Genomic DNA, 24,034 nt, shown 5'->3' on the forward strand with positions numbered 1-24,034 from the left:
TTGGCTGGAGTTGTCGACATGCTTGAATACTTTCCAACGAACTATGTATGGAACCTGGCGACCAATATTTCACTGAATACCGGTGGCCATTTCGGTGAAGTGCACGCTATTTGTCAGTCGCTCATCGACGTGTCGAAACGGGGCGATGACGAGGGCAGCCTGGCGTTTTACGAAGCCTGGAGCGCTCGCGCCAACACGTTGATCGAGTTGGCACAAGAAGACGTGGCGGCGGGGCACTTGTTGAGCGCGGGCACTAAATACGGTCGCGCCTCCAACTATTACCTGACCGCAGAACGCATGTTGTCGCAGGAATTCCCGCAGCGTGAGACCGCGTACAAAAAGAGCATTGAGTGTTTTGAAAAGTTCGTGCACTTGAGCCAGGAAAACTGCGAAATCATCGAAGTGCCCTATAACGGCAGTTACTTGCCCGCGCTGTTCGTCAAAGCGGAAGGTGTGAACGGCAAGCCTGCGCCGGTGATGGCGCTGTTCAACGGTCTCGACAGTTTCAAAGAGATGATTTACGGCTCGGGGCTCGCCCAGCAACTGGCTCGTCGCGGCATCTCCAGCATCATCGTCGACCAACCGGGAGCAGGGGGCGCCATTCGCCTGCACGGCCACACCGCTGTCATCGAAAGCGAGCTGTGGGCCGGCGCGGTCGTCGATTATCTCGAAACCCGCAGCGACATCGATCCAGCCCTGATCGGCATCTCGGCCTGGTCCCTCGGCGGCTACTACGCCCCCCGTGCGGCAGCTTTCGAAAAGCGCTTCAAGTTGTGCGTCGCCTGGGGCGCCAATCACAACTGGGGCGAAGTCCAGAAACAGCGTCAGGCCCGTGAAGGCGCGAACCCCGTGCCGCATTACTGGGAACACGTGCAATGGGTCTGGGGCGAAAACAGCATGGACGCGTTCATGGCCATGGCCCCTCGGGTGACCCTCAATGGCGTGGTAGACAAGATCACCGTGCCGTTCCTGGTATTGCACGGCAGCAACGACCGCCAGATCAACGTGAAGTACGCCCACCAGTCCTACGAGCAAGCGGTCAACAGCCCACGGCGCGAACTGAAGATTTTCACCGAGCGCGAAGGCGGGGTAGAGCATTGCGGTGCGGACAACATGTCCAACGCCCGGGACTACCTCGTGGACTGGGTCAGGGACGTGTTCAACGACCTGACGGCTCAGCGCACGCCAGCGCTTCAAGCGAAGGTCGGGTAACCCATGAAAAACATCAAAGGCAAAGTGGTCATCACCTGCGCCGTGACTGGCGGCGTCCACACGCCGAGCATGTCGCCGCATTTGCCGGTGACGGCGCAACAGATCGCAGACGCGGCGATCGGTGCCGTGCAGGCGGGCGCGTCCATCGTGCACTTGCATGCCCGTGATCCGTTGACCGGGCGCCCGAGTCAAGACCCGGAGCTGTTCCGCGAATTCGTCGGCACGATCAAGGCGCAGTGCGACGGCATCATCAACATCACCACCGGCGGCGCGCCGACCATGGGTGTCGACGAGCGTCTGCAACCCGCGTTGCAGCTGGCGCCGGAGCTGGCGTCGCTGAACATGGGCTCCATGAACTTCGCGCTGTTTCCGATGCTGAACCGCTACAAGGATTTCCAGCACGACTGGGAAGCGAAGTACCTGGAAAGCACGCGGGACACGGTGTTCCGCAACACCTTCAAGGACATCGAAAACATCCTGCGTGCCTGTTCGGACCAAGGCACGCGCTTCGAATTCGAGTGCTACGACACGTCCCATCTCTACAACCTGGCGCACTTCCTGGACCGCAAGCTGGTGACCCCGCCGCTGTTCGTGCAGACGGTGTTCGGGATTCTCGGCGGCATCGGCCCGCATCCAGACGATGTGGCGCATATGAAGCGCACGGCGGACCGGCTGTTCGGTGACGACTTCGTGTGGTCGGTGCTGGGGGCCGGTCGTGCACAGATGCCCACCGCTGCCATTTCGGCGGCCAACGGCGGGAACGTCCGGGTCGGTCTCGAAGATTCGCTGTGGGACCAGCAGGGCCAATTGGCCCGGGAAAACGCGGACCAGGTGCGCCGGGTGCGCAAGATCATCGAAGGCCTGGCCCTCGACGTTGCCACGCCGGAAGAGGCCCGGCAGTTGCTCGCCCTCAAGGGCGCCAGCCACGTGAATTTCTGACGCTCACGAACCGGAGCGTTTGAAGCGACATTGAAAGCCTGTAGTGCACCACGACGTAGTTCAGACAACTAAAATAAAAACGGTATCTGCCATGCACCTCATTTATAAGCGTCTTGCCCGTCCGACCCAGATGACGTTGCTGTTCGGCACGTTCTCCATCATGGCCCCGTTTGCTTCGGGATTTGAATTCAAGTTCGAAGACACGGGCGTCAAAGGCTATTGGGACAACACCCTCAAGTACAGCACGGCGTACCGGCTGCACGACCAGGATCGCTCATTGACGTCCGATGCCAACGCCGATGACGGCGACCGCAACTTCGACAAGGGCATCACCTCCAACCGGGTCGACCTGTTCACCGAGTTGGGGATGAGCTATCAGGGCTTCGGATTTCGCACCACGGGCGCCGCCTGGTACGACAGCGTTTACAACGGGCGCAACGACAACTCATCCAATACCGTCAACCACCTGGGCAGAAACGACGGGTTTGACGACGAGACCGAAAAGCTCGCGGGTCGCAAGGCCGAGCTGCTCGACGCGTTTGTCTACGGCAGCACCGATATCGGCGGGCATAACACCTCGTTCCGATTGGGCAAGCACACGTTGTTGTGGGGGCAGAGCCTGCTGTTTCCTACCAACGGTATCGCGTACGGCCAGGCGCCTATCGACGTGTCCAAAGCGCTGTCGGTGCCCAATACCCGCGCTGCCGAATTGTTCATGCCGGTCAATCAGCTGTCGATGCAATTCCAGTTCAACGACAGCATGAGCATGGCCGCGTTTTATCAGCTGGATTGGGAGCGCACGCGCCTGGCGCCGTCGGGCAGTTTCTTCAGCACGGCGGACATCGTCGGCGATGGCAACAAGCGAATCATCGTGGGCCAGAACCCTTTCATTGGCGATGCCGACGGCAATATCTCGCTCTATCGCGGCCATCGGCGTGACGCCAGCAAGTCGGGTCAATTCGGTGTCGCGCTTAACTTCAACCCTGGTCAAGGCGCGACGGAGTACAGCCTGTTTGCCTTGCGCTTCAATAACCGGCTTCCGCAAATCTATGCCTATCAAGGCAAGAATTTCGGGGCCAACCCTGGCCAGGTGGGTGAGTTCGCGGAAGTGTATTCCGAAGGCGTGAAGATGCTCGGCGCCAGTTTCAGCACCAGCGTCGGCGAAGCGAACTTCGCGGGTGAAATTTCCACCCGTTACGACATGCCGCTGCGCAAGTTGGGCCCGGTGTTCGTCGACGTTGACGATGACAGCCGCGACCGGCATGCACTGGGTCGAACCGCCCATGCCCAGTTGTCGACCATCTACCTGGTGCCGCGCACGCCCCTGTGGGAGTCCGCCAGCCTGATCGGTGAAGTGGCGTGGCACCGGTTGCTGGCCGTGACCAAAAACCGTGAACAGTTCGATGCCAAGGACTTCACCGACAGCGCCACCGGCGTGCGCTTCGTCCTGGAGCCCAGCTATTACCAGGCGGCACCGGGGCTGGATCTGTTCGTGCCTGTCGGCATGGGCTACACCCACGGCAAATCCCCGACCGACGCGGCCTTCAACAACTACAACGCCGATGGTGGCGGCGACATGAGCATCGGCCTGCGCGGCGTCTACGACGGCGTCTGGAACGGCCTGCTCAACTTCACCCATTACTACGGTAGCTCCAACAGTGCCGACAATGCCTACGGGGACCGGGACTTCATTTCGTTCTCCATTCAGCGGGCGTTCTAAATCCAGAATGATAAGAACCGAGGATTTTTCCATGAAACTGTGTTCAGCCTTTGCCATTGGCGTGTTGTGTTCAAGTGTCGGCCTGGCCCACGCCGCCGTCAGCCCTCAGGAAGCCGCCCAGTTGAATACGACGCTGACGCCGCTGGGCGGAGAGCGCGCCGCGAGTGCGGACGGCAAGATCCCGGCGTGGACCGGTGGGTACACCACGGTCGATCCGAATTACAAATCCGGCGGCAAGCGAGGCGACCCGTTCGCGGGGGAAAAACCGCTGTTCAGCATCACCGGCAAAAACGCGGCGGACTACAAGGCGAACCTGACCGAAGGCCAGTTGGCGATGCTCGCCAAGTACCCGGACTATCGCATCGACGTGTACCCGACTCACCGTACGGCCGCTGCGCCGAAATGGGTCTATGAAAACACGCTGCGCAATGCCACCGAGGCCAAGTTGGTCAAAGACGGTTTTGCGGTGGAAGGGGCCTATGGCGGCACGCCGTTTCCAATCCCGAAAAACGGCAACGAAGCCATGTGGAACCACATGCTGCGCTGGCAGGGCGAAAGCCTCACGTTCGAGTTCAGCGCCTACAACGGCACGACCTCGGGCCGTACCGTGCTGACCTCGACGAACAATGCCTACTACCAGTTTCCGTATTACCAGAAGGACGGCCGGGACAGCTTCAACGGTATTTATCGCCAACTGAAACTGGTGCCGACCGCGCCGCCGTTGCAGGCCGGTCAGTCGATTCTGGCCATCGACCCGCTGGACCAGATCGCCCAGGGCCGTCCGACCTGGCAGTACCTCACCGGCCAGCGTCGCACCCGCAAGCTGCCCAACGCCGCCTACGACACGCCGTCGTTCGTCACCTCCGGGCAGATGAACTTCGACGAGGTGTACATGTTTGAAGGCCCGATGGACCGCTACAAGTGGAAGCTCGTGGGCAAGCAGGAAGTCTTCGTGCCGTACAACAATAACAAGGCCCTGCAACCGGCCAAGGACGCCGACGTGCTGGGCGAGCATTTCCTCAACCCGGATCACGTGCGTTGGGAACTGCACCGCGCCTGGATCGTGGAAGCGGAACTCGCGCCCGGCATGCGCCACGTGATGCCGAAACGTCGCTTCTACCTCGACGAAGACACTTGGCAGGCCATGCTCGCCGACAGCTGGGACGCCAACGGCAAACTGTGGAAAACCGGCTACATGCAGAACGTCGTCCTTCCGGATTTGCCGGGCACCATCAACAGCAGTTTCGGCGTCTACGACTTGCTGAGCGGCGGCTGGTTCGCCAACAACATCCAGAACGGTTATCAGGACCAGATGACAGTTCATGCTCCCTGGCCCAACTCGTTTTTCACGGCGGACTCGCTGTCCAGTGAAGGCGTTCGCTGAGGTCCATCCGCGCCGCGCAAGCGGCGCGAATGACTGGAGTATCTGACATGTACCATCGCATTTTCGGTTGCCTGTTTCTCGGGCTGGTGAGCGTGTTGCCCGTGGCGGGAAACCTCGTCCACGCCGCCGCTCAAGACAGCGCCGCCAAGCCCCATTACCTGACCGCCGTCGAGCGCGCGGGCAAACGCCTGATCGCGGTGGGGGAGCGGGGCGTCATCCTGCTGTCCGACGACGACGGCGCCAACTGGCGTCAGGTCGACAGCGGCAACGACGTCACGCTGACCGGCCTCACGGCCCTGGACCCGCAACACATTTGGGTCGTTGGCCATGAAGGCACGTTGTTGCGCAGCGACGACGGCGGCGAGCATTGGGCACCGGTGCTGCGAGGGGTGGCGGCCGCGCAATTGGCGCTTGCCGAAGTCCGGCACCTCAGGGCGTCCCCCGTTTCAGCGCAGGCGCAGCCCTTGATCGACGGTCTGGAGCGCAACGCCGAGCGCATGATCGAGACGGGTTCCAGCGAGCCGTTGTTCTCCATTCAGTTCACTGATTCGCAGCACGGTCTGGCGGTGGGCGCCTACGGGGTGGTCCTCCGCACACAGGACGGTGGCCGTACGTGGGCCGCCGTGCTGGGGCATGTCGACAACCCTCGCAACCTGCACCTGTACGCCCTGGCCAACGTTCAAGGGAGCCTTTACCTGGCCGGGGAGCAAGGTTTCCTGGCGCGCTCCACGGATCAGGGCGAGCACTTTACAAGACTGGACTCCGGCGCCTCCGCCAGTTTTTTCACCCTGACCGAAGACGCCCAAGGTGGGATTTACGCAGGGGGACTCGAAGGAGTTGCCTTGCGCTCTTCGGATCAGGGCGCCACTTGGCAGGCATTGACGGGCGGGCCCAAGCAGAGCTGGGTCGCCAGTCGACCCGGTCCTGATGACAGCGTGATATTCGCCAACGCCAACGGTGCGCTGTTTCACACCGCAAAGGACGCTGCGTTGATACCGCTCGCCCGTTCGAACGGCGGGCCGCTGTCCGATTTCATTGCCTCGCCCACAGGGGCCACGACCGTGGTTGGCCCGGGAGGCGTGACCCACGCTTTGAAGGCTGTCTCTGACAACGCCGTACTGGAAGCCCACCAATGAACCCTAAAGACATGACCGGTGCCGCCGACAGTCAGCAGCCCATGACGCTGGATCAGTTCGATCCCCGCTCGGGTTCGTTCACTGAGCGCCTGATTTTCAATCACCGTTTCATCGTGATCCTGCTGTGCGTGCTCGCGACGTTTTTTCTCGGGTGGCAATTGCGCCATCTGCAACTGAACGCCAGTTTCGAAAAGACCGTACCGACCCAGCACCCGTACCTGATTCACTACGCCGACAACAAGGACGAACTGGCGGGGCAGGGCAACGCATTGCGCATTGCGGTGGAAAACCTTGGCGGCGACATCTACAACCCGGCGTACCTGGAGACGCTGAAGCAGATCAGCGATGAGGTGTTCCTGATTCCAGGCGTTGATCGGCCGTTCATGAAGTCGCTGTGGACATCTTCCACGCGCTGGATGGCGATCACCGAAGAGGGGCTGGACGGCGGCCCGGTGATGCCGGACGACTACGACGGCTCCAAAGCCACCCTCGAAGCGCTGCACCGCAACGTCGACAACTCCGGCGAGATCGGTCGGCTGGTGGGGCTCGATGGCAAGTCGAGCATCATTTACGTACCGCTGTTGGCCCTCGATACGCAGACCGGCTTGCCGATCGATTACGCGCAATTGTCCGCGCGCCTTGAACAGATCCGGGACAAATATCGCTCCGACAAGGTCGGCATTCACATCATCGGCTTCGCCAAGGTCGTGGGTGATCTGATCAACGGGCTGGAGCAGATCCTGCTGTTTTTCCTGCTCGCGGTGATCATCACGGGCGGCGTCTTGTACGCCTACACCCGCTGCCTGAGAAGCACGACGCTGGTGCTGTCCTGTTCGCTGGTGGCGATCATCTGGCAGTTGGGGATGTTGCCCCTGGTGGGTTTGCAGCTCGACCCGTATTCGGTGCTGGTGCCCTTCCTGGTGTTCGCCATCGGCATCAGCCACGGCGCGCAAAAGATGAACGGCATCATGCAGGACATTGGTAAGGGCACCCACCGCCTGGTCGCTGCGCGGTTCACGTTTCGAAGGCTGTTCCTGACCGGATTGACCGCGCTGCTGTGCGACGCCGTGGGGTTTGGCGTGCTGACGATCATTCAGATCCAGATCATCCAGGACCTGGCCATGGTCGCGAGCATTGGCGTCGCCACGCTGATCTTCACCAACCTGATTTTGTTGCCGGTCTTCCTTTCGTTCGTGGGCGTGAGTCCGGTTGCCGCGCGCAAAAGCTATGAACAAAGCGTGGCAGAAGCGGACACGGCGGCCCCTAATCCGTTGTGGCAATTCCTCGACCGTTTCACCCAGCGCCGTTGGGCCACCGTGGCGCTCCTCGTTGCCGCTGTGCTGGCGGGCGGCGGTTTCGTGATTGGACGGGGCGTGCAGATCGGCGACCTCGACCGGGGCGCACCGGAATTGCGTGCCGACTCGCGGTACAACCAGGACAACGACTTCATCACCCGGCATTACGCGTCCACCAGTGACGTCCTGGTGGTGATGGTGAAAACCCCGACCAATCAATGCACGGCCTATTCGACGCTGAAAAAAGTCGACGCGCTGGAATGGCAACTGCGCAACCTGCCCGGCGTCGAGTCCACGGCCTCGCTGTCCAGCGTCAGTCGTCAGGCGCTGGTGGGCATGAACGAAGGCAACCCCAAATGGTACGACCTCAGCCATAACCAGGGCATGTTGAACGCCATCGCCACCAACACCCCGCGTTCGCTGTTCAATCAGGACTGCAACCTGTTGTCGCTCTTCGTGTACCTGAGCGATCACAAGGCCAACACGCTCAAGGCGGTCACACGCACAGTCGAGGCCTTCGCCCTGACCGCCGACGAGCCTGAGGTCAAGTTCCTGCTGGCCGCGGGCAGCGCCGGGTTCGAAGCCGCCACCAATCAGGTGGTGGAGAAGGCCAACCACGAAATGCTGTTGTGGGTGTACGCCGCCGTTACCTTGCTGTGCCTGGCCACGTTCCGCTCCTGGCGGGCGACGGTGTGCGCCATCGTGCCGCTGGTCCTGACGTCGATCCTGTGTGAAGCGTTGATGGTCATGCTCGGGATGGGCATCAAAGTCGCGACCTTGCCGGTCATCGCGCTGGGCGTGGGCATCGGGGTCGATTACGCGCTGTACGTCATGAGCGTGCTGGTGGCGCACAAACGTCAGGGCCATTCGCTGTCGGCGTCCTATTACCAGTCACTGGTGTTCACCGGAAAGGTCGTGATGTTGACCGGCGCGACCCTGGCCTGCGCGGTCTTTCTGTGGATCTTTTCACCGATCAAATTTCAGGCGGACATGGGCGTGCTGTTGGCCTTCATGTTCCTGTTGAACATGCTGGGCGCGCTGATTCTGTTGCCCGCGCTCGCGCATTTCATGCTGCCTGACGCGCCGCAAAAGACCACGCCGCCAACGCCTGAAAACGGACGCAGCGACCTTGAGCCGCCGCCAGCTGCTGCCACAAAACGACAGGCGTTGGTGTGAAGACGCCGCTCGTTCAATAACAAGATGATCTGAGATGAGGAATCGATAATGGCCTTTCTGCGTAACGCCTGGTACCCGGCGGGTTGGGACTACGAAGTCGAGCAAGACAAGCTTTTCAACCGCAAGCTGCTGAACGAGAACATCCTGTTTTTCCGCGACTCCCAAGGCGTCGCTCAAGCGGTGCACGACCGCTGCCCGCACCGGTTTGCGCCGCTGCACATGGGCACCCTGGACGGCGACTCCGTGCGTTGCGCGTACCACGGCCTCGAATTCAACGGCCGTGGTGAATGCGTGCACAACCCCCATGGCGACGGCAAGATTCCCAAGGCGGCGAAGGTCAAGGCCTACCCGCTGGTGGAGCGTTACGGCGTGCTGTGGATCTGGATGGGCGCCCCTGAACTGGCGACGCCAGACACCATTCCTTTCTTCGAAGCACTGGACCCGGAGCTCTATTACGTCGGTCGTGACTACCTGCACGCGCGGGCCAATTACGTGCTCGAAACCGACAACATCATGGACCTCAGCCACATCGAATACCTGCACCCCAGCACCCTGGGCAGCAGCTCGGTGAGCCAGGCCACGACGGTGGTCGAACAGGACGGCGACACGGTCTGGTCCAAGCGCCTGATCCAGAATGAAATCATGCCGTCTTTCCTGTACGACATCTTCGATTTCCCGCCGGACACCCGGGTCGATCGCTGGCTCGACGTGCGCTGGGACGCCCCGGCCACGTTGTTGCTGAACACCGGCGCCACCCGCACCGGCAGTAGCCGCGAAGAAGGCAGCCCGGTGCCCACCGTGCATTTCTTCACCCCTGAAACGGAAACCACCACCCACTACTGGTTCGGCATCAGTTTCCCGAAACGCCTGGCCGAAGTTGGCGAGCAAAAGGCCAAGATGTACATCCAGGGCTTGCGCGTACCGTTCGAAACCGAAGACTTGCCGATGCTCGAAGCGCAGCAAGCCTCCATGGGGGATGAAGACTTCTGGGACCTCAAACCCATCCTGTTGATCGGTGACGCAGGGGCCATTCGCGCCCGCCGCATCCTCGACCGGTTGATCCTTGAGGAGCAGAACAGCCTGAATCCGTCGTCAAAGAACGTGGAGAGTCCAGCATGATCGACGTGTGTGTGGTGTCGCGCCGGTCCGAGGCGATCGACATCGACAGCTTCGAACTGGAGCGCGTCGATGGTGCGCCGTTGCCGCCGTTCACGGCCGGTGCGCACATCGACGTGCACCTGCGCAGCGGTCTGACGCGGCAGTACTCGCTGTGCAACGCGCCTCATGACACCCGTCGCTATCGCATCGGCGTGCTCAAAGACGCTGCATCACGGGGCGGTTCGCAGGCGATGCACGGGCTGCAGGTGGGCGACATGCTGTCCATCAGCGAGCCGCGCAATCTGTTCCCGCTGGTGGCCGAGGCCAAGTATTCGATGCTGTTCGCAGGCGGGATCGGCATCACGCCGATCCTGTGCATGGCGCGAGAATTGTTCAACCGGGGTGCGCCGTTCGAGCTTCACTATTGCACGCGTTCAGTGGACCGCATGGCGTTCCTCAAGGAGCTGCGCGAGGCCGGTTTCGCCCACCGCGTGTTCTTCCATTTCGACGACACCCCTTCAAAACTGGACGCTGCGAAGGTGCTGGAACAGCCCATGATCGGGAGCCATCTTTACGTGTGTGGGCCGAACGGCTTCATGAACGCCGTCCTCGGCACGGCTGAACAACTGAACTGGCCAGCGGATCACCTGCACCGGGAGTATTTCGCCGCGCCGGTGGTGCAACGCAGTGCGGACAGTTTTGACGTGGTGCTCAACAGCACCGGCCAGACCTACCACATCCCCGAAGGCAAAAGCGTGGTCGAGGTGTTGGCCGAGAGCGGCATCGAGATTCCGGTGTCCTGCGAACAGGGGATCTGCGGCACTTGCCTGACCAAGGTACTCGAGGGTACGCCAGACCATCGGGACATGTTTATGACGCAGGAAGAACATCAGCGCAACAACCAGTTCACGCCTTGCTGCTCACGCGCCAGCAGTGCAAGGCTGGTGCTCGATTTGTAGCACCGTATTCAGGGCACTGAGCGGCAATGGGTCTCCCACTGCGAGGCGCATCGCCGCGATTCCCTGATGTCGCTTGATCAATGACTTCCTGAGGGATGTGCTTGAGTGGCTCGTTATTTCCGTACTTGAGCATGTTCTTTCATTCGCTGACATCGCTCGTCAATTATCCTCACTGTAAGCCATTGAACTATCACTGAAGTAAATGGCGAATGGTTTGCCTGTCCCTGATATCCTCTTTGCGCTTTCTTTGCCTGCATGACGCGCAGCGCGACCGTGACGAATCACTTGAAATAATGGAAGGGGTAAGTGTCGGGAGATCGTCCGAAGTCCGGTCTTGTCCTTCACTATAAAGTTGTGGTGTATCTAGCGTTCAATTGTTCAACGTATTGAATAGTGAGTTCGAAAAAGGCTGCTGTTTGCGCAGGCCTGGCTTTGATAGGGTACTGCCATCTCGTGACCTGCCGAACTTCCAATCCCTCATGTCATTTGCACAGAGGAATGGACATTCAATCAATAACCGTTGTGAACATGGCTGACGGTTTATGGGTTGTCGGGCAGGGTTGCGTGTCTTCTATTCATGAACGTCAGGACTTTTAGATGCCTACTTTATTCGACCCTGTTTCTCTCGGCAGGCTGCAAGCCACCAATCGCATCATCATGGCACCCTTGACCCGCGCTCGTGCCACTCGCAATCACGTGCCCACCGCCATCATGGCCGACTACTATGCGCAGCGCGCGTCGGCCGGCCTGATCATCGGCGAGGCGACCGGGATCTCGCGGCAGGCGGTGGGTTGGCCCTATGCACCCGGTCTGTGGTCCGACGAGCAAGTCAACGCCTGGAAGCTCGTCACCCAAGCCGTACATGAAAAGGGCGGTGTGATTTTCGCGCAACTCTGGCACATGGGCCGCATGGCGCATTCGGCGGTCACGGGTTCGCAACCGGTGTCCGCCAGTGCGACCGCCATGCCTGGAGAAGCGCACACCTACGACGGCAAAAAACCGTTCGAGGTCGCCAGGCCCATCACGGTCGACGAGATCCCGGGGCTCATCGCCGACTACGTCCGTGCAGCACGCAATGCAATGTCGGCCGGGTTCGACGGCGTTCAGATCCACGCCGCCAATGGCCAATTGATCGATCAGTTCTTGCGTGACCTGAGCAACGGACGCACCGACGAATACGGTGGCAGCGTGGAAAACCGGGTGCGCTTGCTCGAACAGGTGACACGGGCCGTCGCCGATGTCGTTGGCGCTGACCGCACCGCGGTGCGTCTGTCTCCCAATGGCGAGAGCTACGGTGTGGACGACAGCGATCCCGTTCCGCTGTTCACGGCCGCAGCTGACCGGCTGAACGCCATTGGCATTGCCTTTCTGGAACTGCGCGAGCCGGGTCCGGACGGCACGTTTGGCGCCACCGAGGTGCCGCGCTTGTCGCCGGTGATCCGTAAGCGCTTCAAAGGGCCGATCATTCTCAACAGCGACTACGACCTGGCAAGCGCCCAAGCGGATCTGAACAGTGGGCTGGCAGACGCTATCAGCTTTGGCCGGCCTTTCCTGGCGAATCCTGATCTGGTCGAACGTCTCAAGGTCGGTGCCCCCCTGAATCCCGATCATATGGAGACCTACTACAGCCAGGAGGCCGAAGGCTATACCGATTACCCGACGCTGGCCGACGCAGAAGCAACGCCGGCTTAAGTGCCTGCGTGCCTCGGCACCGTGTCGATGTCTGACGTTTATTAGAGAGCGGCGGTGCGATGGCAAACAGGTATGTGCTGCGTGATGCCAACACAGAAAAGTGGATCTGGCTGGGTGCAACGGTACTCAGCCTGATCGCGTTTGCGGCGAACTCCATTTTTTGCCGCCTGGCGCTGCGGGGCGGAGATATCGATCCTGCCTCGTTTACGACGATTCGATTGCTTGGGGGCACGCTCTGTCTGCTGTGCCTGATACGACCCACCAACCTGAAAATGTTGGGAGGCAGCTGGCGAGGCGGCCTCTATCTGTTCGTCTACGCCTATCTGTTCGCGGTGGCTTACATACAGCTGGACGCGGGCGTCGGCGCGCTGATTCTCTTCGGCGCGGTACAGATCACCCTGTTTGCCGTGGGCTGGTCCGGCGGCGAGAAAGTGCGGCTGCGTGCGTTGCTGGGCATGCTGGTGGCATTCTCAGGTCTGGTCATCCTGCTCGCGCCAGGGGGAAGTGCGCCGCCCCTCGGCAGTGCGCTGCTCATGATGGTTGCGGGCGTTGCCTGGGGCGCTTATTCGGCACTGGGTCGATGGTCGGTGAACCCGCTGGCCGACACGGCTGGCAATTTTCTTCGCAGCCTGCCGTTATTGGCAGTCGTTGCGTCTGTAGCCCTCATCCACGAATCCTGGCATGTGTCGCCGATCGGGGCGCTGTATGCGTCGGCATCGGGCGTGTTGGCATCCGGCGCGGGCTATGCGGTGTGGTATGCGGTGGTCAGACGGCTCCGCGCACAGACGGCGGCCATCCTGCAGCTCAGCGTTCCCGTCTTCGCTTGCGCCGCAGGCGTGATCGTGCTCGATGAGCCACTGTCTGTCCGTCTGGCGGTGGCTTCAGCGGTGGTGTTGAGTGGCATTGCACTGGCGCTCACAGCCCGGCGCTTCTGATCGCGGCAGGTAACGCCACGTCTGATGAGAGGAGGACGGACGCAACCGGAATGGGCGGATGAACTGCCGATCGGTCTGCGCCGTCCCTGGGCGGTCAGAGCTTGAATCGCCCCACCAGGTCATTGAAGGAAATCGCGAGTCGCGACAGGTCCTGTGACGACGCTGTCGTTTGATGCGCGCCAGCTGCCGTCTGGGTCGACAGGTCCTGAATGTTGACCAGGTTGCGGTCTACCTCGCGCGCCACGTTCGCCTGCTGTTCGCTGGCGCTGGCGATGACCAGATTCCGGTCGTTGATTTCTCCAATGCCCTGTGCGATGAGTTGCAGCGCATCGCCGGTGGCCTGTGCGAACTGCTGCGTCTGGGTGACCAGCGATTTGCTGTTACCCATCGCCACCACCGCCTGGTCAGCGCTGGATTGAATCGACGAGATCATGCTTTCGATTTCGCCTGTGGAGGATTGGGTTCTCGCCGCCAAGGCCCTGACCTCGTCGGCGACCACCGCGAAACCACGGCCCTGTTCGCCGGCGCGCGCGGCTTCGATGGCGGCGTTCAACGCCAGCAGATTGGTCTGCTCGGCGATGCCGCGAATCACTTCCAGCACTTTGCCGATGTCCCGCACGCCGACGGCAAGGTCTTCCACGATGCCGGTGGACGAGGTGATGTTGGCTGTCGCCTGATTGACGGCACCGACGGCCTCCTGCGCTTTCTCCAGACCGCTACTCGCCTGAGCGCTGACCTGTTTTGACGCTTCGGACGTCGAGATGGCGTTGCGTGCGACTTCTTCAACCGCTGAGGTCATTTGCGTCACGGCGGTGGCGGCTTGCTGGATTTCATCGTTCTGACGCAACAAGCCACGGCTGCCGTCTTCGGTCACGGCATTCAATTCCTCGGCGGCGGATGCGAGGTTGTTGGAAGCGTCCGCAATCTGGTGAATCGTGCTGCGCAGGCCTTCTTGCATCTTGCCCAAGGCCGTCAACAACTGGCCGGTTTCATCAAGGGACGTGCTGTGGATGCGCTGCGTGAGATCGCCCTTTGCGATGCGTTCAGCCGTTTCCACGGCAGTCTTGATGGGACGGCTGATGAGGCGCGCCAACACGAGCCCCAGCCCCAGTGCCGCGAGGAAGGCGGCCGCAACGCCCGTGAAGAGGATCGTCGCGGCGGTACTGGCCTGTTCGTGAGCGTCCCGCGCAGCGTCTGCAACCTGGCGGTCATTGGACTCCGCAATAGCGTCGAATTCGCTCATGACCTGCTGGTAGCGGTCTTGCACTTCGTTGCCGACGATGGAGCGGGCAGAGGGCAAGTCGCCTGATGCCAATGCATCGAGCACGCGTTGCACCTGGGCCTGGTACAGCGGCCAGTCCTTCACCAATTTGTCACCGGCGATACGTTCGTCTTCCACCGCTGGCGTTTTGCGATAGGTCGCGAACGCGTCTTCACTGGCTTTACGGTTGGCCCTGATGCTGGTGAGGATTTCCTGTTTGTCGCTGTCGGGCTCGTTCGCCGCCGTCACGACAATCAGGCTGTAGACGTCACGCAACTGTGCCACCGCCTTGGTTTGGGCATCATCAATGTTTGCCACGGAAACGAAGTTGTTGGAAAACACGTTTTCCAGGCTCGCCGCCAGTTGGGTAGAACCTCGACTTCCCAATAAGCCGACGCCCAATGTAATGAATGCACATAGCCCGAACGCCATGATCAGTTTCGTGGCCAGTTTCAAATCGTGAATGAATTTCATGACGCATTGCTCCGTGTGTGCTCTTTTTATTTTGGTGGGTAATATGTCCAGCCTCTAAAGTGAACTGGACATGCTGAGGGTGAGGTCTGAGTATCTGACGTACGCTGTACCCGGTGGGGCGCGCAGGTACGTTTGCAACGGGAAAATATTCATCGGCATCGACGCCATAATACTGAGATACATACTTTGGAAGATGCAGTGAATCGTATTGATCGTATCAATAGCTGCTATATGTCTTTCGAGAGTCTTTCTGCGGCGCAACATTCTTGATGATGTAAAAAAAGTATGTTTGCGGGGCGCAGGGGTAACACGTTTCATTGCACTGACGAACAAATTACTTGTCCGTTTCCTGTCAATGCGCCGCTGTTTTGACTAACGGACATCGTCCTACAAGATATTTCTGTACAGAACCCGCTCGAACCTCAATTCATTGTTTCGCAGACTGAAATGATGCAAAGAGATGCAACAGCGGACTGCCCATGTCGTCCTGCCTGCGGGCGCGTCACCTCAAGCCTTTCACCTCGAACAGCTCGACCAGCCATTCGACGAAAACCCGCACCCGCGCGCTGAGGTGGCGGTTGGGCGAGTACACGATGTAGATCGGATTGGGTTCCAGGGACCAGTCGTCCAGCACTTGAACCAGTGCGCCGGATTCAAGGTGCGGGTCGGCCATGAAACGGGGTGTCTGCAACACGCCCATGCCAGCCAGTGCGGCAGCGAGCAGGGCGTTGGCATCGTTGACCGACACGAAATAAGGGCCGTCGACCGAGACCCGCTCATCGCCCTGGACGAACGTTTCCAGCCTGCGTTGTTGGGTGGCGGCAAAAAAATACCGGACCATCTGGTGGTCCTTTTCCAGATCGCGGGGGTGCTGGGGCGTCCCATGGGCCGCGAGATAACCGGGGGTGGCGCACGTCACGTATTCGAGGCTGCCCAGTCGTCGGGCAATCAGCGACGGGTCGTTCAACGCGCCACCACGAATGACGCAGTCCACCCGGTCACCCAACAGGTCCACGGGGCGGTCGCTCACGCCGATGTCCAGCTGCAATAGCGGATAGCGTTTCTGAAAGTCGGGGAGTGCGGGCAGCACCAGCATGGACGCCACCGTCGCGCCCATGTCGATGCGCAATTTTCCATGGGGGCGTACCTGTGCGCTGGAGAGGTCCGATTCGGCTTCCAGCCATTGATCGATCACCCGAACCATGCGTTCGTAGTAAGCCGTGCCGTCATTGGTCAACGAGACGCGTCGCGTGGTGCGGTTGAGCAGCGTCACCCGCAGGTGGCTTTCCAGCGACTGAATGTGCTTGGTGACCGTGTTGCGCGGCAGGTTCAGGGCCTGCGCCGCCTTGACGAAACTTCCCGCTTCCACGACCTGAATGAAGGCTTTTACAGCATTGAAATAGTCCACGCGGCCCGCTCCGGTGACAGTAAATGCTCGCATTATTAGCCCGAAAAAAGGAACAGTGGTGTTCTTTCCGGCGGGTTTATCCAGCAATCGCGTTCCCATACATTGATTTCACCCGCCATCACGCGATTCAGTCGGATGGCATTTCCAGGAGATCAATCAATGAGTCAGCAACTTCAAGGCAAAGTGGCACTGGTCACCGGCGGCTCCCGTGGCATCGGTGCCGCCATCGCCAAACGTCTCGCTGCAGACGGCGCCCATGTGGCGTTCAGCTACGCGAAATCCCGTGAGCAAGCGCAACAGGTCGTCGCCGACATCGAACGTCAAGGCGTGCAGGCGCTGGCGATCCAGGCTGATCAAGGCGATGCCGCCCAAGTCACCGCGCTGGTCAAACAGGTCCATCAACACTTCGGCCGTCTCGATATCCTGGTCAACAGCGCAGGCGTGTTCGTCACCGGTCCTGTCGATGATCCGCAGGCGGATATCGCAGCCTTCGACCGCCAGCAGGCCGTGAACATCGGCGGCGTGGTGTCCGCTGTTCGCGCTGCGGCGGGCTTGATCAGTGACGGTGGTCGCATCATTTCCGTGGGCACCACAGGCGCCGATCGCATCCCGTTTCCGGGTGCTGCCGATTATGTGGCGACCAAGGCCGCTGTCGCGGCGTACACCCGTGGCTGGGCGCGGGACCTGGGCTCGCGGAGCATCACCGTCAATACCGTTCAACCGGGCGCAATCAATACCGACATGAACCCTGAAACCGCCGATCACGCGTCGTTTCTTATTGGCCTGACGGCGCTCGGTCGTTACGGTCAACCGGAAGATATCGCTGCCGCCGTGGCCTTTCTTGCCAGCCCGGATGCGTCGTACATCACCGGCGCCACCCTCAACGTCGACGGCGGCCAATCCGCCTGATACGCCTGTGCTTGAGAGACGCCCTTCATACGGGCGTCCATTTTCCACGTCACGATTGAGCGAGCCTGCCATGACCCAACGTATCCGGATTTATCAACAAGGAGGGCCTTCGGTTCTCCACCCCGAAACGTTCACGCTGGAGACCCCCGGCAGTGATCAGGTGCTGTTGCGCCACGAAGCCATCGGCGTGAACTTCGTCGACACGATGTTCAGGGACGGCACCTTCAACGTGCCGTTGCCGTTCACGCCGGGCGTGGAGGGCGCCGGTGTCATCGAAGCCGTGGGCGCGCAGGTCCGGCATTTGAAAGTGGGCGACCGGGTGGGCTATTTCTTCGCCTTGGGTGCCTACGCGGATCGCCGAGTGATCGACGCGAACACGCTGATCAAACTGCCCGACGACGTCTCCAGCGAGCAGGCCGCCGGGCTGTTGGCCAAAGGGCTGACGGCGTGGATGCTGGTCAGGCAGGTGCATGCCCTTCAGGCCGGTGAAACGGTCCTGGTTCAGGGGGCTTCAGGGGGTGTCGGCACGCTGCTCGCCCGGTGGGCCAAATCCATCGGAGCCACCGTCATCGCGACGGCGGGGTCCGCCGAGAAAGCGCGAATCATCGAAGGCTGGGGGCTCGATCACGTTTTGCGTTCAGACGAGCCCGGTTTGGCCGAGCGGATCAAGGCCGCGAGTGGCGGAGCGGGCGTGGACGTGGCGTACGATCTCGTAGGGCAGGCCACCCTGGCCGCTTCGGTCAGCGCATTGCGCGACGGCGGGCACTTGGTTCACGCCGGCAATGCATCGGGCGCTGGCGTGGCAGACATGGCCGCGTTGGCCGCGCGCGGGATTCGCTACGTGAAACCCTCCACGCCGCAGTGCGTCAACCCGCAGAATCAGGACAGGGGGGCCTCCGAGCTGTTCGAGCGATTCCGCGAAGGGGAGTTGGGGCCATTGACGCTTTCCCGGTATCGACTGGATGAGGCGGCCTTGGCCCATCAGGCCATCGCCGCGCGCAAGCATTTGGGGTCGATTCTGCTGATTCCGTGAGCGGGGATAGCATTCAAGGGCCACGGGGTTACCTGATGAACAGGCGGCCCGGTGGTCCATTGAGTCGACGAGGAGGGGTGTGCAGACCGCGATCTATTGCGCTTTGAACGGCCGGATCGACAGGCAGATCGACAGAATTTCTGCCTCGCCCTCATCGCCGGACACGAAGGCATGGCGCATGGTGCTGTCGATGTAGGAGCTGTCGCCCACGTTGAGCGTCAGTGGCGCGTAGTGTTCGGTGTGGAAAATCAGCACGCCCTTGAGCACGAAGATGAATTCTTCGCCGTCGTGCAGGCTCCAGTCTTCAATCGGTGGCACATCGTGGTTCCGGATGGTCATGCGCAGCGGCACCATGACCTTGGATTTCAATGCCGACGAGTGCACGCGGTAATCGTAGAAGGGCGTGCTGAACAGCTCGGCATCCTCTGCCTTGGTCGAGATGAGGCGGGCCATGACGGCCTGGGGCTGGAGCCCCGACGCCCCGTCCATGATGTCGACGAAGTTCATTTGCAGGCATCGGGCAATGCTCAGCAGCGTATCGAAACTGGGGCGTGACTGACCTTTTTCGATTTTCGAGATTGCCGCGATTGACACCCCGCTGCGTTGGCTGAGCTCCTCCAGCGTCCAGCCGCGCGCATTGCGCTGAGCCTTGATCTCAACGCCTAGCAGGGGGTCAGCCTTGGGTTTGACAGGGATCTTGCTCAAACTGTGGTCTCCGGGGGTTCAGCCAAGGCAACGGGCCAGAACGTCCGCAATCAATGCTTCAACTCTGGGCTGGGCCTCTTCGACCCTCGCGGCGGCAGTATAAAGGAGTTCATCGATGTCGACCTTGCGGTTGATCAGTGACTCGCGATTGATCTCGACCCAGCCGTTGATGATGCCCACATCGACCTCAGGGTGAAACTGCATGCCCACGGTGTTGCCTTTCTGGAAACCCTGGATCGACGTGCCTGCGCTCGCCAGCTTCTGTGCGCCTTTCGGCAGCTTGAAGTTGTCGCCGTGCCAGCGGAACCACGGGCCTGCCCACAGCTCATCGATGGCGTCGTCGTTGATCAACCAGCCGGTGTCGCGATAACCCATTGGCTTGACTTCGGAGCCATGGGCGGCGGCAAGCATTTGCGCGCCGAAACAGATGCCCATGATGGGTTTTTCGAGGGCGATCAGTTTTTTGGTGAACTCAAGCTCCTCTGCTGTCCAGGGAATGTGCGTTTCATACACGCCGGTGGGCGAGCCGAGCAGCACGAAAATATCACCTGAATCGGGATCGATGTCGTCGAAAGACGCCGTTCGGGCATCGATCGTGTGCAGCTCGAACCCGTGTAGATCACGCAGGATAGGGCCGACCAGGCCAATCCCCGTGTCTGGAGAGTGCTGAATGACAATGGCTTTCATGTGGTGGCAGTCCAAAAGGTGTTGAAGATTTATATTTTTTTATGCTGTTCGAACGCGTCGTGCTGGTGCAGCGTTTGCCGGCGCGAGGTATCGACCGAGACGCGAAAGACGTCCTGGCGGTGGTAATGACCGGTCGGGTCGAAGTTCTGGCGTTCTTCTCGGACACGGCCCACGTCGGCGTCGAACGAGATGATCTGTTCGCGACCGTCTTCGGCCTGCGCAACCACGCGGCCAGAAGGGTCGACGATGCAGGAACCGCCGGTGAAGATGACGTCCACGCCGTCATCCTTGAGCTGGTCATAGAAGGCGAAATCCTCGGGCACGTCCGACAGCGACAGAATGCCGCTGGAACTGATGACCCAGACCCGGCCCTCGGTGGCGATCATCTGGCCCGCGTTCTTGATCGCGGACGCATTGCCCGGCCACACGCTGACGTGGATGTCTTCGCCTTGTGCATAGAGGGCAAAGCGCGCCAGAGGCATCCAGTTCTCCCAGCAGTTCAGGCCGCCGACCTTGAATTCGCCGAAATCGTGGGCCTGCAAGCCGTTGCCGTCGCCCGGCGCCCAGCACAGGCGCTCGTCGTAGGTCGGAACCAGCTTTCGATGGACGCTGACGATGCCCCGCTCGGGGTGAATCGCCACCAGTGAGCAGTAGATCGAGCCACGGCCTTCTCGAATGCCGCGCTCGTTGATGCCCAGGTAAACGCCGACGCCATAATCACGACTGGCCTCGGCAATCAAATTCATGTCATGGCCGGGGACTTCGACGGCCGCTTCCAGAAACTGCGAGTACGCGCGTTTCTGCAGCGGGTCGTCGAAGGCCGATCCATTGGTGCGGCATAACCAGAACGGGTAGCCGCTCAGAAACGACTCTGAGAACACCAGGAGTTCAATACCCTGTTCGCTCGCTTCCTTGATCGCCTGAATGACGATCTGGGCGGTCCTGGCTCGGTCGAGCCAGGCTGGCCGCAACTGCGCTGCGCCGATTTTCATGTGTGACCTCCTGGTGTGCTGGAGTTTTTTGAGTAGGTTTCCGAGCGGCTATCGCTCAATCAGTACATTTCGAAGTATTCGTTCTGTTCCCAGTCGGTGACGGCGGACAGGAAGCGGTTGGCTTCGAATTCTTTCAGCAGCGTCAGGTAGTTGTGGAACACAGGGCCCAGTTCCTGCTTGAGCACGTCGCTCTGTTTGAACGAAACGATGGCTTCCATCAGGCTCATCGGCAGTTGCGGACGGTCGGCCAGGTAGGCTGCTTTTACCGCTTCACCCGGGTTAATCTTGTTCGCGATGCCGTTGCGGCCTGCGATGATCTGCGACGCGATGTACAGGTACGGGTTGGCGGTCGGCTCACCCACACGGTTCTCGATACGGGATGCCTTGTCGTGATGGCCGCCGATCGAGCGCAGCATGGAACCGCGGTTTTCGTGTGCCCAGGAGGCTTTGTTCGGTGCGAAGCCGTCCGGACGGTGACGCTTGTAGCCGTTGACGGTTGGCGTGGTCAGCAGGGCAGTGCCTGCCGCGTTGGCCAGCAGACCGCCCATGTAGTTCATGCCCAGTGGCGACAACGGACCGGCTTCGCCTTCCTCAGCCATGAAGACGTTGCGACCGTTGTTGTCCACGACAGACTGGTGCATGTGCCAGCCGCTCGGGAACACGTTGGCCACTTTCGGGATGGCCATGAAGCTGGCGTGCAAACCGTTGCGACGGCACAGCTGCTTGACCGCCGAGCGGAACAGCAGCGCCGCGTCGGCCGCTTCCATCGCAGGCAGCGGGTTGAAGGTCACTTCGCACTGGCCAGGGCCCCACTCGTCTTCGAGGGTCGCCAGTGGCAGGCCGAGCTTCTGCACGTTCTCGTGAATGAACGAGAGCAGGCCTTCGACTTCGTCGCCACGGGTTTCGGTGAGGTACTGGTAGCCGTGCTGAATCATCGAGACTTCAGGCGGCGTGGCCGGGTTGCCGCAGTTTTCCGGGGCCAGTTTCGGGTCCAGCAGCTTGAACACGTAGAACTCGAACTCCAGGCCCACGACCATGTTCAGGCCGTCGCCTTTGAGTTTGGCGATCTGGTCACGAAGGATCTGGCGCGTCGAGAACGGGCAAGGCTTGCCGTTGGAGAGGTACGCGTCGCTCAGGCACCAGCCGGTGTCCTTGACCCATGGCAGCACGCGGAACGTGGTCGGGTCCGGGACCAGGATGCCGTCCGGCAAGCCGATCATTTCCGGCACGCCCAGGGCGTTCTCGGCGCCGAATGGCGGGACGATCGGGTGGTTGGTCGGGTCGAAAATCGTCGTTACCAGCTGGAAATCCTTGCCGCTGTGCAGAGCGGTTTTGAATTCTTCTACGGTGATCGTTTTCCCGCGAACGATACCGTGCTGATCACCCCATCCCAGCCGAATAAAACGGAGTCCTTCCTTATCGATACGTTGGATGACGTCGTCCGCAGCGCGGGTCATCTCTTCGGTCCAAAGGTTGTGACGTTTGATGAAGTGAGCTCTTTCAGTAGACATATCTGGCCTCATTCTTTTTCTGATGATTTTGCTGGCTAGGACATATGCGCTTGTAACGGTAGCTGTCCCCTGGATCGCAGGGGGCAATTTCAAAGTACACTTGTTTTTTCTTTTGCGCGAGAAATTTATTGCTGTTATGTTTCTTTGGCGTCTGTTTTTCTCCTAAACGAAAAAAAGAAAAGAGGGTAAAACGTATGTCTCCAATACTCGCAACCGCAATTGGCGTGGGCATCCTGGGAGGGGTGGCGTCCTGGTTTTTTCTCAGTGTCGGCACGATTCTGTTATGGGCTGCTTTTGTCGCATGGGCGTCGTACTTCGCCGTTGGCGGTGACACTCGCGCCATCTGGCTTAACCTGACGTCGAACGCATTTGGCGTGCTGGTCGCGTGGATCGTCGCGCTGCTGGCATTGACCAGTCCTGCCGCCACGCTCGGCGCACCCCTGTGGGTCGGTTTGCTCGTCGCCGGCAGCGTCTTCCTCTACATCATGGCGTCGCGTTTTTCGGCATTCTCGTCGGTCCCGGCGGCCACGCTCGGTTACGCCACGACCTTCGCCTATATCAGCCAGACGCCCGGTGCGTTCGCGTACCCGGCATTGTTGTCGGCTGGCTTTCAGAACGTGCTGTTGCTGGTCATCGTCTCGATGTCCATCGGCACCGCGTTCGCGTTTGGGTCTGCCAGGCTGTCGGCCGCTTTGACCCGTTCGGCATAACCTCAGGAAAACGCCGTGGCGGGTTCCCGGACGCGCCACGGCACCTCATAAAAAACCTCCTCACCTGCTGGAGACCGTCATGACGAACACCTGGAAAACCGCACGCCGTTCCCTGTATTACGCAGGCGCCCCTGAGCCGGAAGATCCCGTGCTCGAAAAAGGCAAAGTCGCGCTGCTGATCATCGATGTGCAGAACACCTACCTGGAGCGTCCTGATCCTGCGACCCTCGACGACGCAGAGCGCGCCCGTTTCGATGCCTGGACGCCGTTTCATGAGCGGATGCATGCAACCGTCATTCCGAATCTGGAAAAACTGATCGGCGCGTTTCGCGGTGCGGACCTCGATGTCCTGTTCGCCCGCATTGCCTGCCTGACCCCCGAGGGCCGCGACCGCTCGCTAAGCCAGAAGAAACCGGGCTGGAACAACCTGCTGCTGCCCGCGAACGAGCAGGCTTCCCAAGTCATCGACCGCCTTGCACCGACCCCGGACGAAATCGTGGTGCTGAAGACCACCGACAGCGCCCTGACCGGCACCAACCTGCGGCTGATCCTGAACAACCTCGGCATCACCCACGTCGTGTGCGCCGGCCTGTTCACCGACCAGTGCGTGGCGTCCACCGTGCGCAGTCTTGCCGACGAAAGCTTTGACGTGATCGTGATCGACGACGCCAGTGCGGCAGGCAGCCTTGAGCTGCACAATCAGGAGCTGGCGATCATGAACATGATCTACTGCAACGTGATGAACACCGACGAGTTGTTGGGCTACCTTCCTCGGTCTTGAGCGGTAGTGACCCTTTG

At 60.6% G+C, this 24,034-nt stretch carries 20 protein-coding genes; 14 read left to right on the forward strand and 6 right to left on the reverse strand.

Annotation, left to right across the window (positions count from 1 at the left end; genetic code table 11):
- Window positions 1-18 precede the first annotated feature (18 nt).
- The 10 genes from AAEO81_RS10245 (at window position 19) to AAEO81_RS10290 (ending at window position 13,546) form a co-directional block, all read left to right on the forward strand.
- Window positions 19-1,212: a prolyl oligopeptidase family serine peptidase gene (locus AAEO81_RS10245; RefSeq protein WP_166598191.1), complete on the forward strand. Its 1,194-nt coding sequence runs from the start codon at window positions 19-21 to the stop codon at window positions 1,210-1,212.
- A 3-nt stretch (window positions 1,213-1,215) separates the two neighbouring features.
- Window positions 1,216-2,151: a 3-keto-5-aminohexanoate cleavage protein gene (locus AAEO81_RS10250; RefSeq protein WP_341963384.1), complete on the forward strand. Its 936-nt coding sequence runs from the start codon at window positions 1,216-1,218 to the stop codon at window positions 2,149-2,151.
- Between the two features lie 91 nt (window positions 2,152-2,242).
- Window positions 2,243-3,871, forward strand: coding sequence for a DUF1302 family protein (locus AAEO81_RS10255; RefSeq protein WP_341963385.1), 1,629 nt, complete (start codon window positions 2,243-2,245; stop codon window positions 3,869-3,871).
- Between the two features lie 31 nt (window positions 3,872-3,902).
- A complete protein-coding gene (locus AAEO81_RS10260) occupies window positions 3,903-5,255 on the forward strand; it encodes a DUF1329 domain-containing protein (protein ID WP_166598194.1) in 1,353 nt (450 codons plus the stop codon).
- Between the two features lie 47 nt (window positions 5,256-5,302).
- A complete protein-coding gene (locus AAEO81_RS10265; RefSeq protein WP_341963386.1) occupies window positions 5,303-6,391 on the forward strand; it encodes a YCF48-related protein in 1,089 nt (362 codons plus the stop codon).
- Window positions 6,388-8,862, forward strand: coding sequence for an MMPL family transporter (locus AAEO81_RS10270; RefSeq protein ID WP_341963387.1), 2,475 nt, complete (start codon window positions 6,388-6,390; stop codon window positions 8,860-8,862). The genes AAEO81_RS10265 and AAEO81_RS10270 overlap by 4 nt, the downstream gene beginning before the upstream one ends.
- A 48-nt stretch (window positions 8,863-8,910) precedes the next feature.
- Window positions 8,911-9,981, forward strand: a complete 1,071-nt coding sequence (locus AAEO81_RS10275) for an aromatic ring-hydroxylating dioxygenase subunit alpha (RefSeq protein ID WP_341963388.1) — start codon at window positions 8,911-8,913, stop codon at window positions 9,979-9,981.
- Window positions 9,978-10,919: a PDR/VanB family oxidoreductase gene (locus tag AAEO81_RS10280; RefSeq protein ID WP_341963390.1), complete on the forward strand. Its 942-nt coding sequence runs from the start codon at window positions 9,978-9,980 to the stop codon at window positions 10,917-10,919. The genes AAEO81_RS10275 and AAEO81_RS10280 overlap by 4 nt, the downstream gene beginning before the upstream one ends.
- A gap of 597 nt (window positions 10,920-11,516) precedes the next feature.
- Window positions 11,517-12,611: an alkene reductase gene (locus AAEO81_RS10285; protein WP_341963391.1), complete on the forward strand. Its 1,095-nt coding sequence runs from the start codon at window positions 11,517-11,519 to the stop codon at window positions 12,609-12,611.
- A 59-nt stretch (window positions 12,612-12,670) separates the two neighbouring features.
- Window positions 12,671-13,546, forward strand: coding sequence for a DMT family transporter (locus AAEO81_RS10290; protein WP_341963392.1), 876 nt, complete (start codon window positions 12,671-12,673; stop codon window positions 13,544-13,546).
- Window positions 13,547-13,640: 94 nt separating this feature from the next.
- Here the strand turns inward: AAEO81_RS10290 and AAEO81_RS10295 are convergent, their stop codons facing one another.
- Together AAEO81_RS10295 and AAEO81_RS10300 are read right to left on the reverse strand one after the other, a co-directional pair.
- Complete coding sequence (locus AAEO81_RS10295) at window positions 13,641-15,281, reverse strand: methyl-accepting chemotaxis protein (protein WP_341963394.1); 1,641 nt, start codon at window positions 15,279-15,281, stop codon at window positions 13,641-13,643.
- A 502-nt stretch (window positions 15,282-15,783) separates the two neighbouring features.
- Window positions 15,784-16,689 carry a LysR family transcriptional regulator gene (locus tag AAEO81_RS10300; protein WP_341963395.1) on the reverse strand — a complete coding sequence of 302 codons (906 nt, stop codon included), beginning with the start codon at window positions 16,687-16,689 and terminating at the stop codon, window positions 15,784-15,786.
- Between the two features lie 159 nt (window positions 16,690-16,848).
- On the opposite strand from AAEO81_RS10300, the gene AAEO81_RS10305 reads away from it, so the two are divergent.
- Both AAEO81_RS10305 and AAEO81_RS10310 read left to right on the forward strand, forming a co-directional pair.
- A complete protein-coding gene (locus AAEO81_RS10305) occupies window positions 16,849-17,598 on the forward strand; it encodes an SDR family oxidoreductase (protein WP_341963396.1) in 750 nt (249 codons plus the stop codon).
- A 70-nt stretch (window positions 17,599-17,668) separates the two neighbouring features.
- The gene (locus AAEO81_RS10310) at window positions 17,669-18,631 is read left to right on the forward strand and encodes a quinone oxidoreductase (RefSeq protein WP_341963399.1); all 963 of its coding nucleotides are present in this window, start codon (window positions 17,669-17,671) and stop codon (window positions 18,629-18,631) included.
- Between the two features lie 93 nt (window positions 18,632-18,724).
- On the opposite strand, the gene AAEO81_RS10315 is transcribed toward AAEO81_RS10310, so the two are convergent.
- From AAEO81_RS10315 to AAEO81_RS10330, 4 genes are read right to left on the reverse strand one after another with little or no spacing between them, the layout of a single operon-like run.
- Window positions 18,725-19,336, reverse strand: a complete 612-nt coding sequence (locus AAEO81_RS10315; protein WP_166598202.1) for an XRE family transcriptional regulator — start codon at window positions 19,334-19,336, stop codon at window positions 18,725-18,727.
- Between the two features lie 18 nt (window positions 19,337-19,354).
- Entirely contained in the window at window positions 19,355-20,023 is a 669-nt protein-coding gene (locus AAEO81_RS10320) for a hypothetical protein (RefSeq protein ID WP_341963400.1), read from the reverse strand.
- 29 nt (window positions 20,024-20,052) lie between these two features.
- Entirely contained in the window at window positions 20,053-21,015 is a 963-nt protein-coding gene (locus AAEO81_RS10325) for a carbon-nitrogen hydrolase family protein (protein WP_341963401.1), read from the reverse strand.
- A 59-nt stretch (window positions 21,016-21,074) separates the two neighbouring features.
- Window positions 21,075-22,526 (reverse strand): glutamine synthetase family protein, encoded by a 1,452-nt coding sequence (locus AAEO81_RS10330; protein ID WP_166598205.1) that lies wholly within the window; start codon window positions 22,524-22,526, stop codon window positions 21,075-21,077.
- Window positions 22,527-22,720: 194 nt separating this feature from the next.
- Between AAEO81_RS10330 and AAEO81_RS10335 the strand changes: the two genes are divergently transcribed.
- Together AAEO81_RS10335 and AAEO81_RS10340 are read left to right on the forward strand one after the other, a co-directional pair.
- The gene (locus AAEO81_RS10335; protein WP_166598206.1) at window positions 22,721-23,236 is read left to right on the forward strand and encodes a DUF1097 domain-containing protein; all 516 of its coding nucleotides are present in this window, start codon (window positions 22,721-22,723) and stop codon (window positions 23,234-23,236) included.
- Between the two features lie 79 nt (window positions 23,237-23,315).
- The gene (locus AAEO81_RS10340) at window positions 23,316-24,017 is read left to right on the forward strand and encodes an isochorismatase family cysteine hydrolase (protein WP_341963404.1); all 702 of its coding nucleotides are present in this window, start codon (window positions 23,316-23,318) and stop codon (window positions 24,015-24,017) included.
- Window positions 24,018-24,034 lie beyond the last annotated feature (17 nt).

It is taken from the genome of Pseudomonas sp. RC10 (assembly GCF_038397775.1).
GTDB classification, from domain to species: Bacteria; Pseudomonadota; Gammaproteobacteria; order Pseudomonadales; family Pseudomonadaceae; genus Aquipseudomonas; species Aquipseudomonas bambusae.

Bases quoted from the DNA above. Each gene is read 5' to 3' on its own strand.
- AAEO81_RS10320 (WP_341963400.1), bottom strand. From the start codon at position 20,023: ATGAAAGCCATTGTCATTCAGCACTCTCCAGACACGGGGATTGGCCTG.
- AAEO81_RS10325 (WP_341963401.1), bottom strand. From the start codon at position 21,015: ATGAAAATCGGCGCAGCGCAGTTGCGGCCAGCCTGGCTCGACCGAGCC.
- AAEO81_RS10245 (WP_166598191.1), top strand. From the start codon at position 19: ATGCTTGAATACTTTCCAACGAACTATGTATGGAACCTGGCGACCAAT.
- AAEO81_RS10280 (WP_341963390.1), top strand. From the start codon at position 9,978: ATGATCGACGTGTGTGTGGTGTCGCGCCGGTCCGAGGCGATCGACATC.
- AAEO81_RS10265 (WP_341963386.1), top strand. From the start codon at position 5,303: ATGTACCATCGCATTTTCGGTTGCCTGTTTCTCGGGCTGGTGAGCGTG.
- AAEO81_RS10285 (WP_341963391.1), top strand. From the start codon at position 11,517: ATGCCTACTTTATTCGACCCTGTTTCTCTCGGCAGGCTGCAAGCCACC.
- AAEO81_RS10330 (WP_166598205.1), bottom strand. From the start codon at position 22,526: ATGTCTACTGAAAGAGCTCACTTCATCAAACGTCACAACCTTTGGACC.
- AAEO81_RS10290 (WP_341963392.1), top strand. From the start codon at position 12,671: ATGGCAAACAGGTATGTGCTGCGTGATGCCAACACAGAAAAGTGGATC.
- AAEO81_RS10260 (WP_166598194.1), top strand. From the start codon at position 3,903: ATGAAACTGTGTTCAGCCTTTGCCATTGGCGTGTTGTGTTCAAGTGTC.
- AAEO81_RS10295 (WP_341963394.1), bottom strand. From the start codon at position 15,281: ATGAAATTCATTCACGATTTGAAACTGGCCACGAAACTGATCATGGCG.
- AAEO81_RS10310 (WP_341963399.1), top strand. From the start codon at position 17,669: ATGACCCAACGTATCCGGATTTATCAACAAGGAGGGCCTTCGGTTCTC.
- AAEO81_RS10335 (WP_166598206.1), top strand. From the start codon at position 22,721: ATGTCTCCAATACTCGCAACCGCAATTGGCGTGGGCATCCTGGGAGGG.
- AAEO81_RS10275 (WP_341963388.1), top strand. From the start codon at position 8,911: ATGGCCTTTCTGCGTAACGCCTGGTACCCGGCGGGTTGGGACTACGAA.
- AAEO81_RS10255 (WP_341963385.1), top strand. From the start codon at position 2,243: ATGCACCTCATTTATAAGCGTCTTGCCCGTCCGACCCAGATGACGTTG.
- AAEO81_RS10270 (WP_341963387.1), top strand. From the start codon at position 6,388: ATGAACCCTAAAGACATGACCGGTGCCGCCGACAGTCAGCAGCCCATG.
- AAEO81_RS10250 (WP_341963384.1), top strand. From the start codon at position 1,216: ATGAAAAACATCAAAGGCAAAGTGGTCATCACCTGCGCCGTGACTGGC.
- AAEO81_RS10340 (WP_341963404.1), top strand. From the start codon at position 23,316: ATGACGAACACCTGGAAAACCGCACGCCGTTCCCTGTATTACGCAGGC.
- AAEO81_RS10305 (WP_341963396.1), top strand. From the start codon at position 16,849: ATGAGTCAGCAACTTCAAGGCAAAGTGGCACTGGTCACCGGCGGCTCC.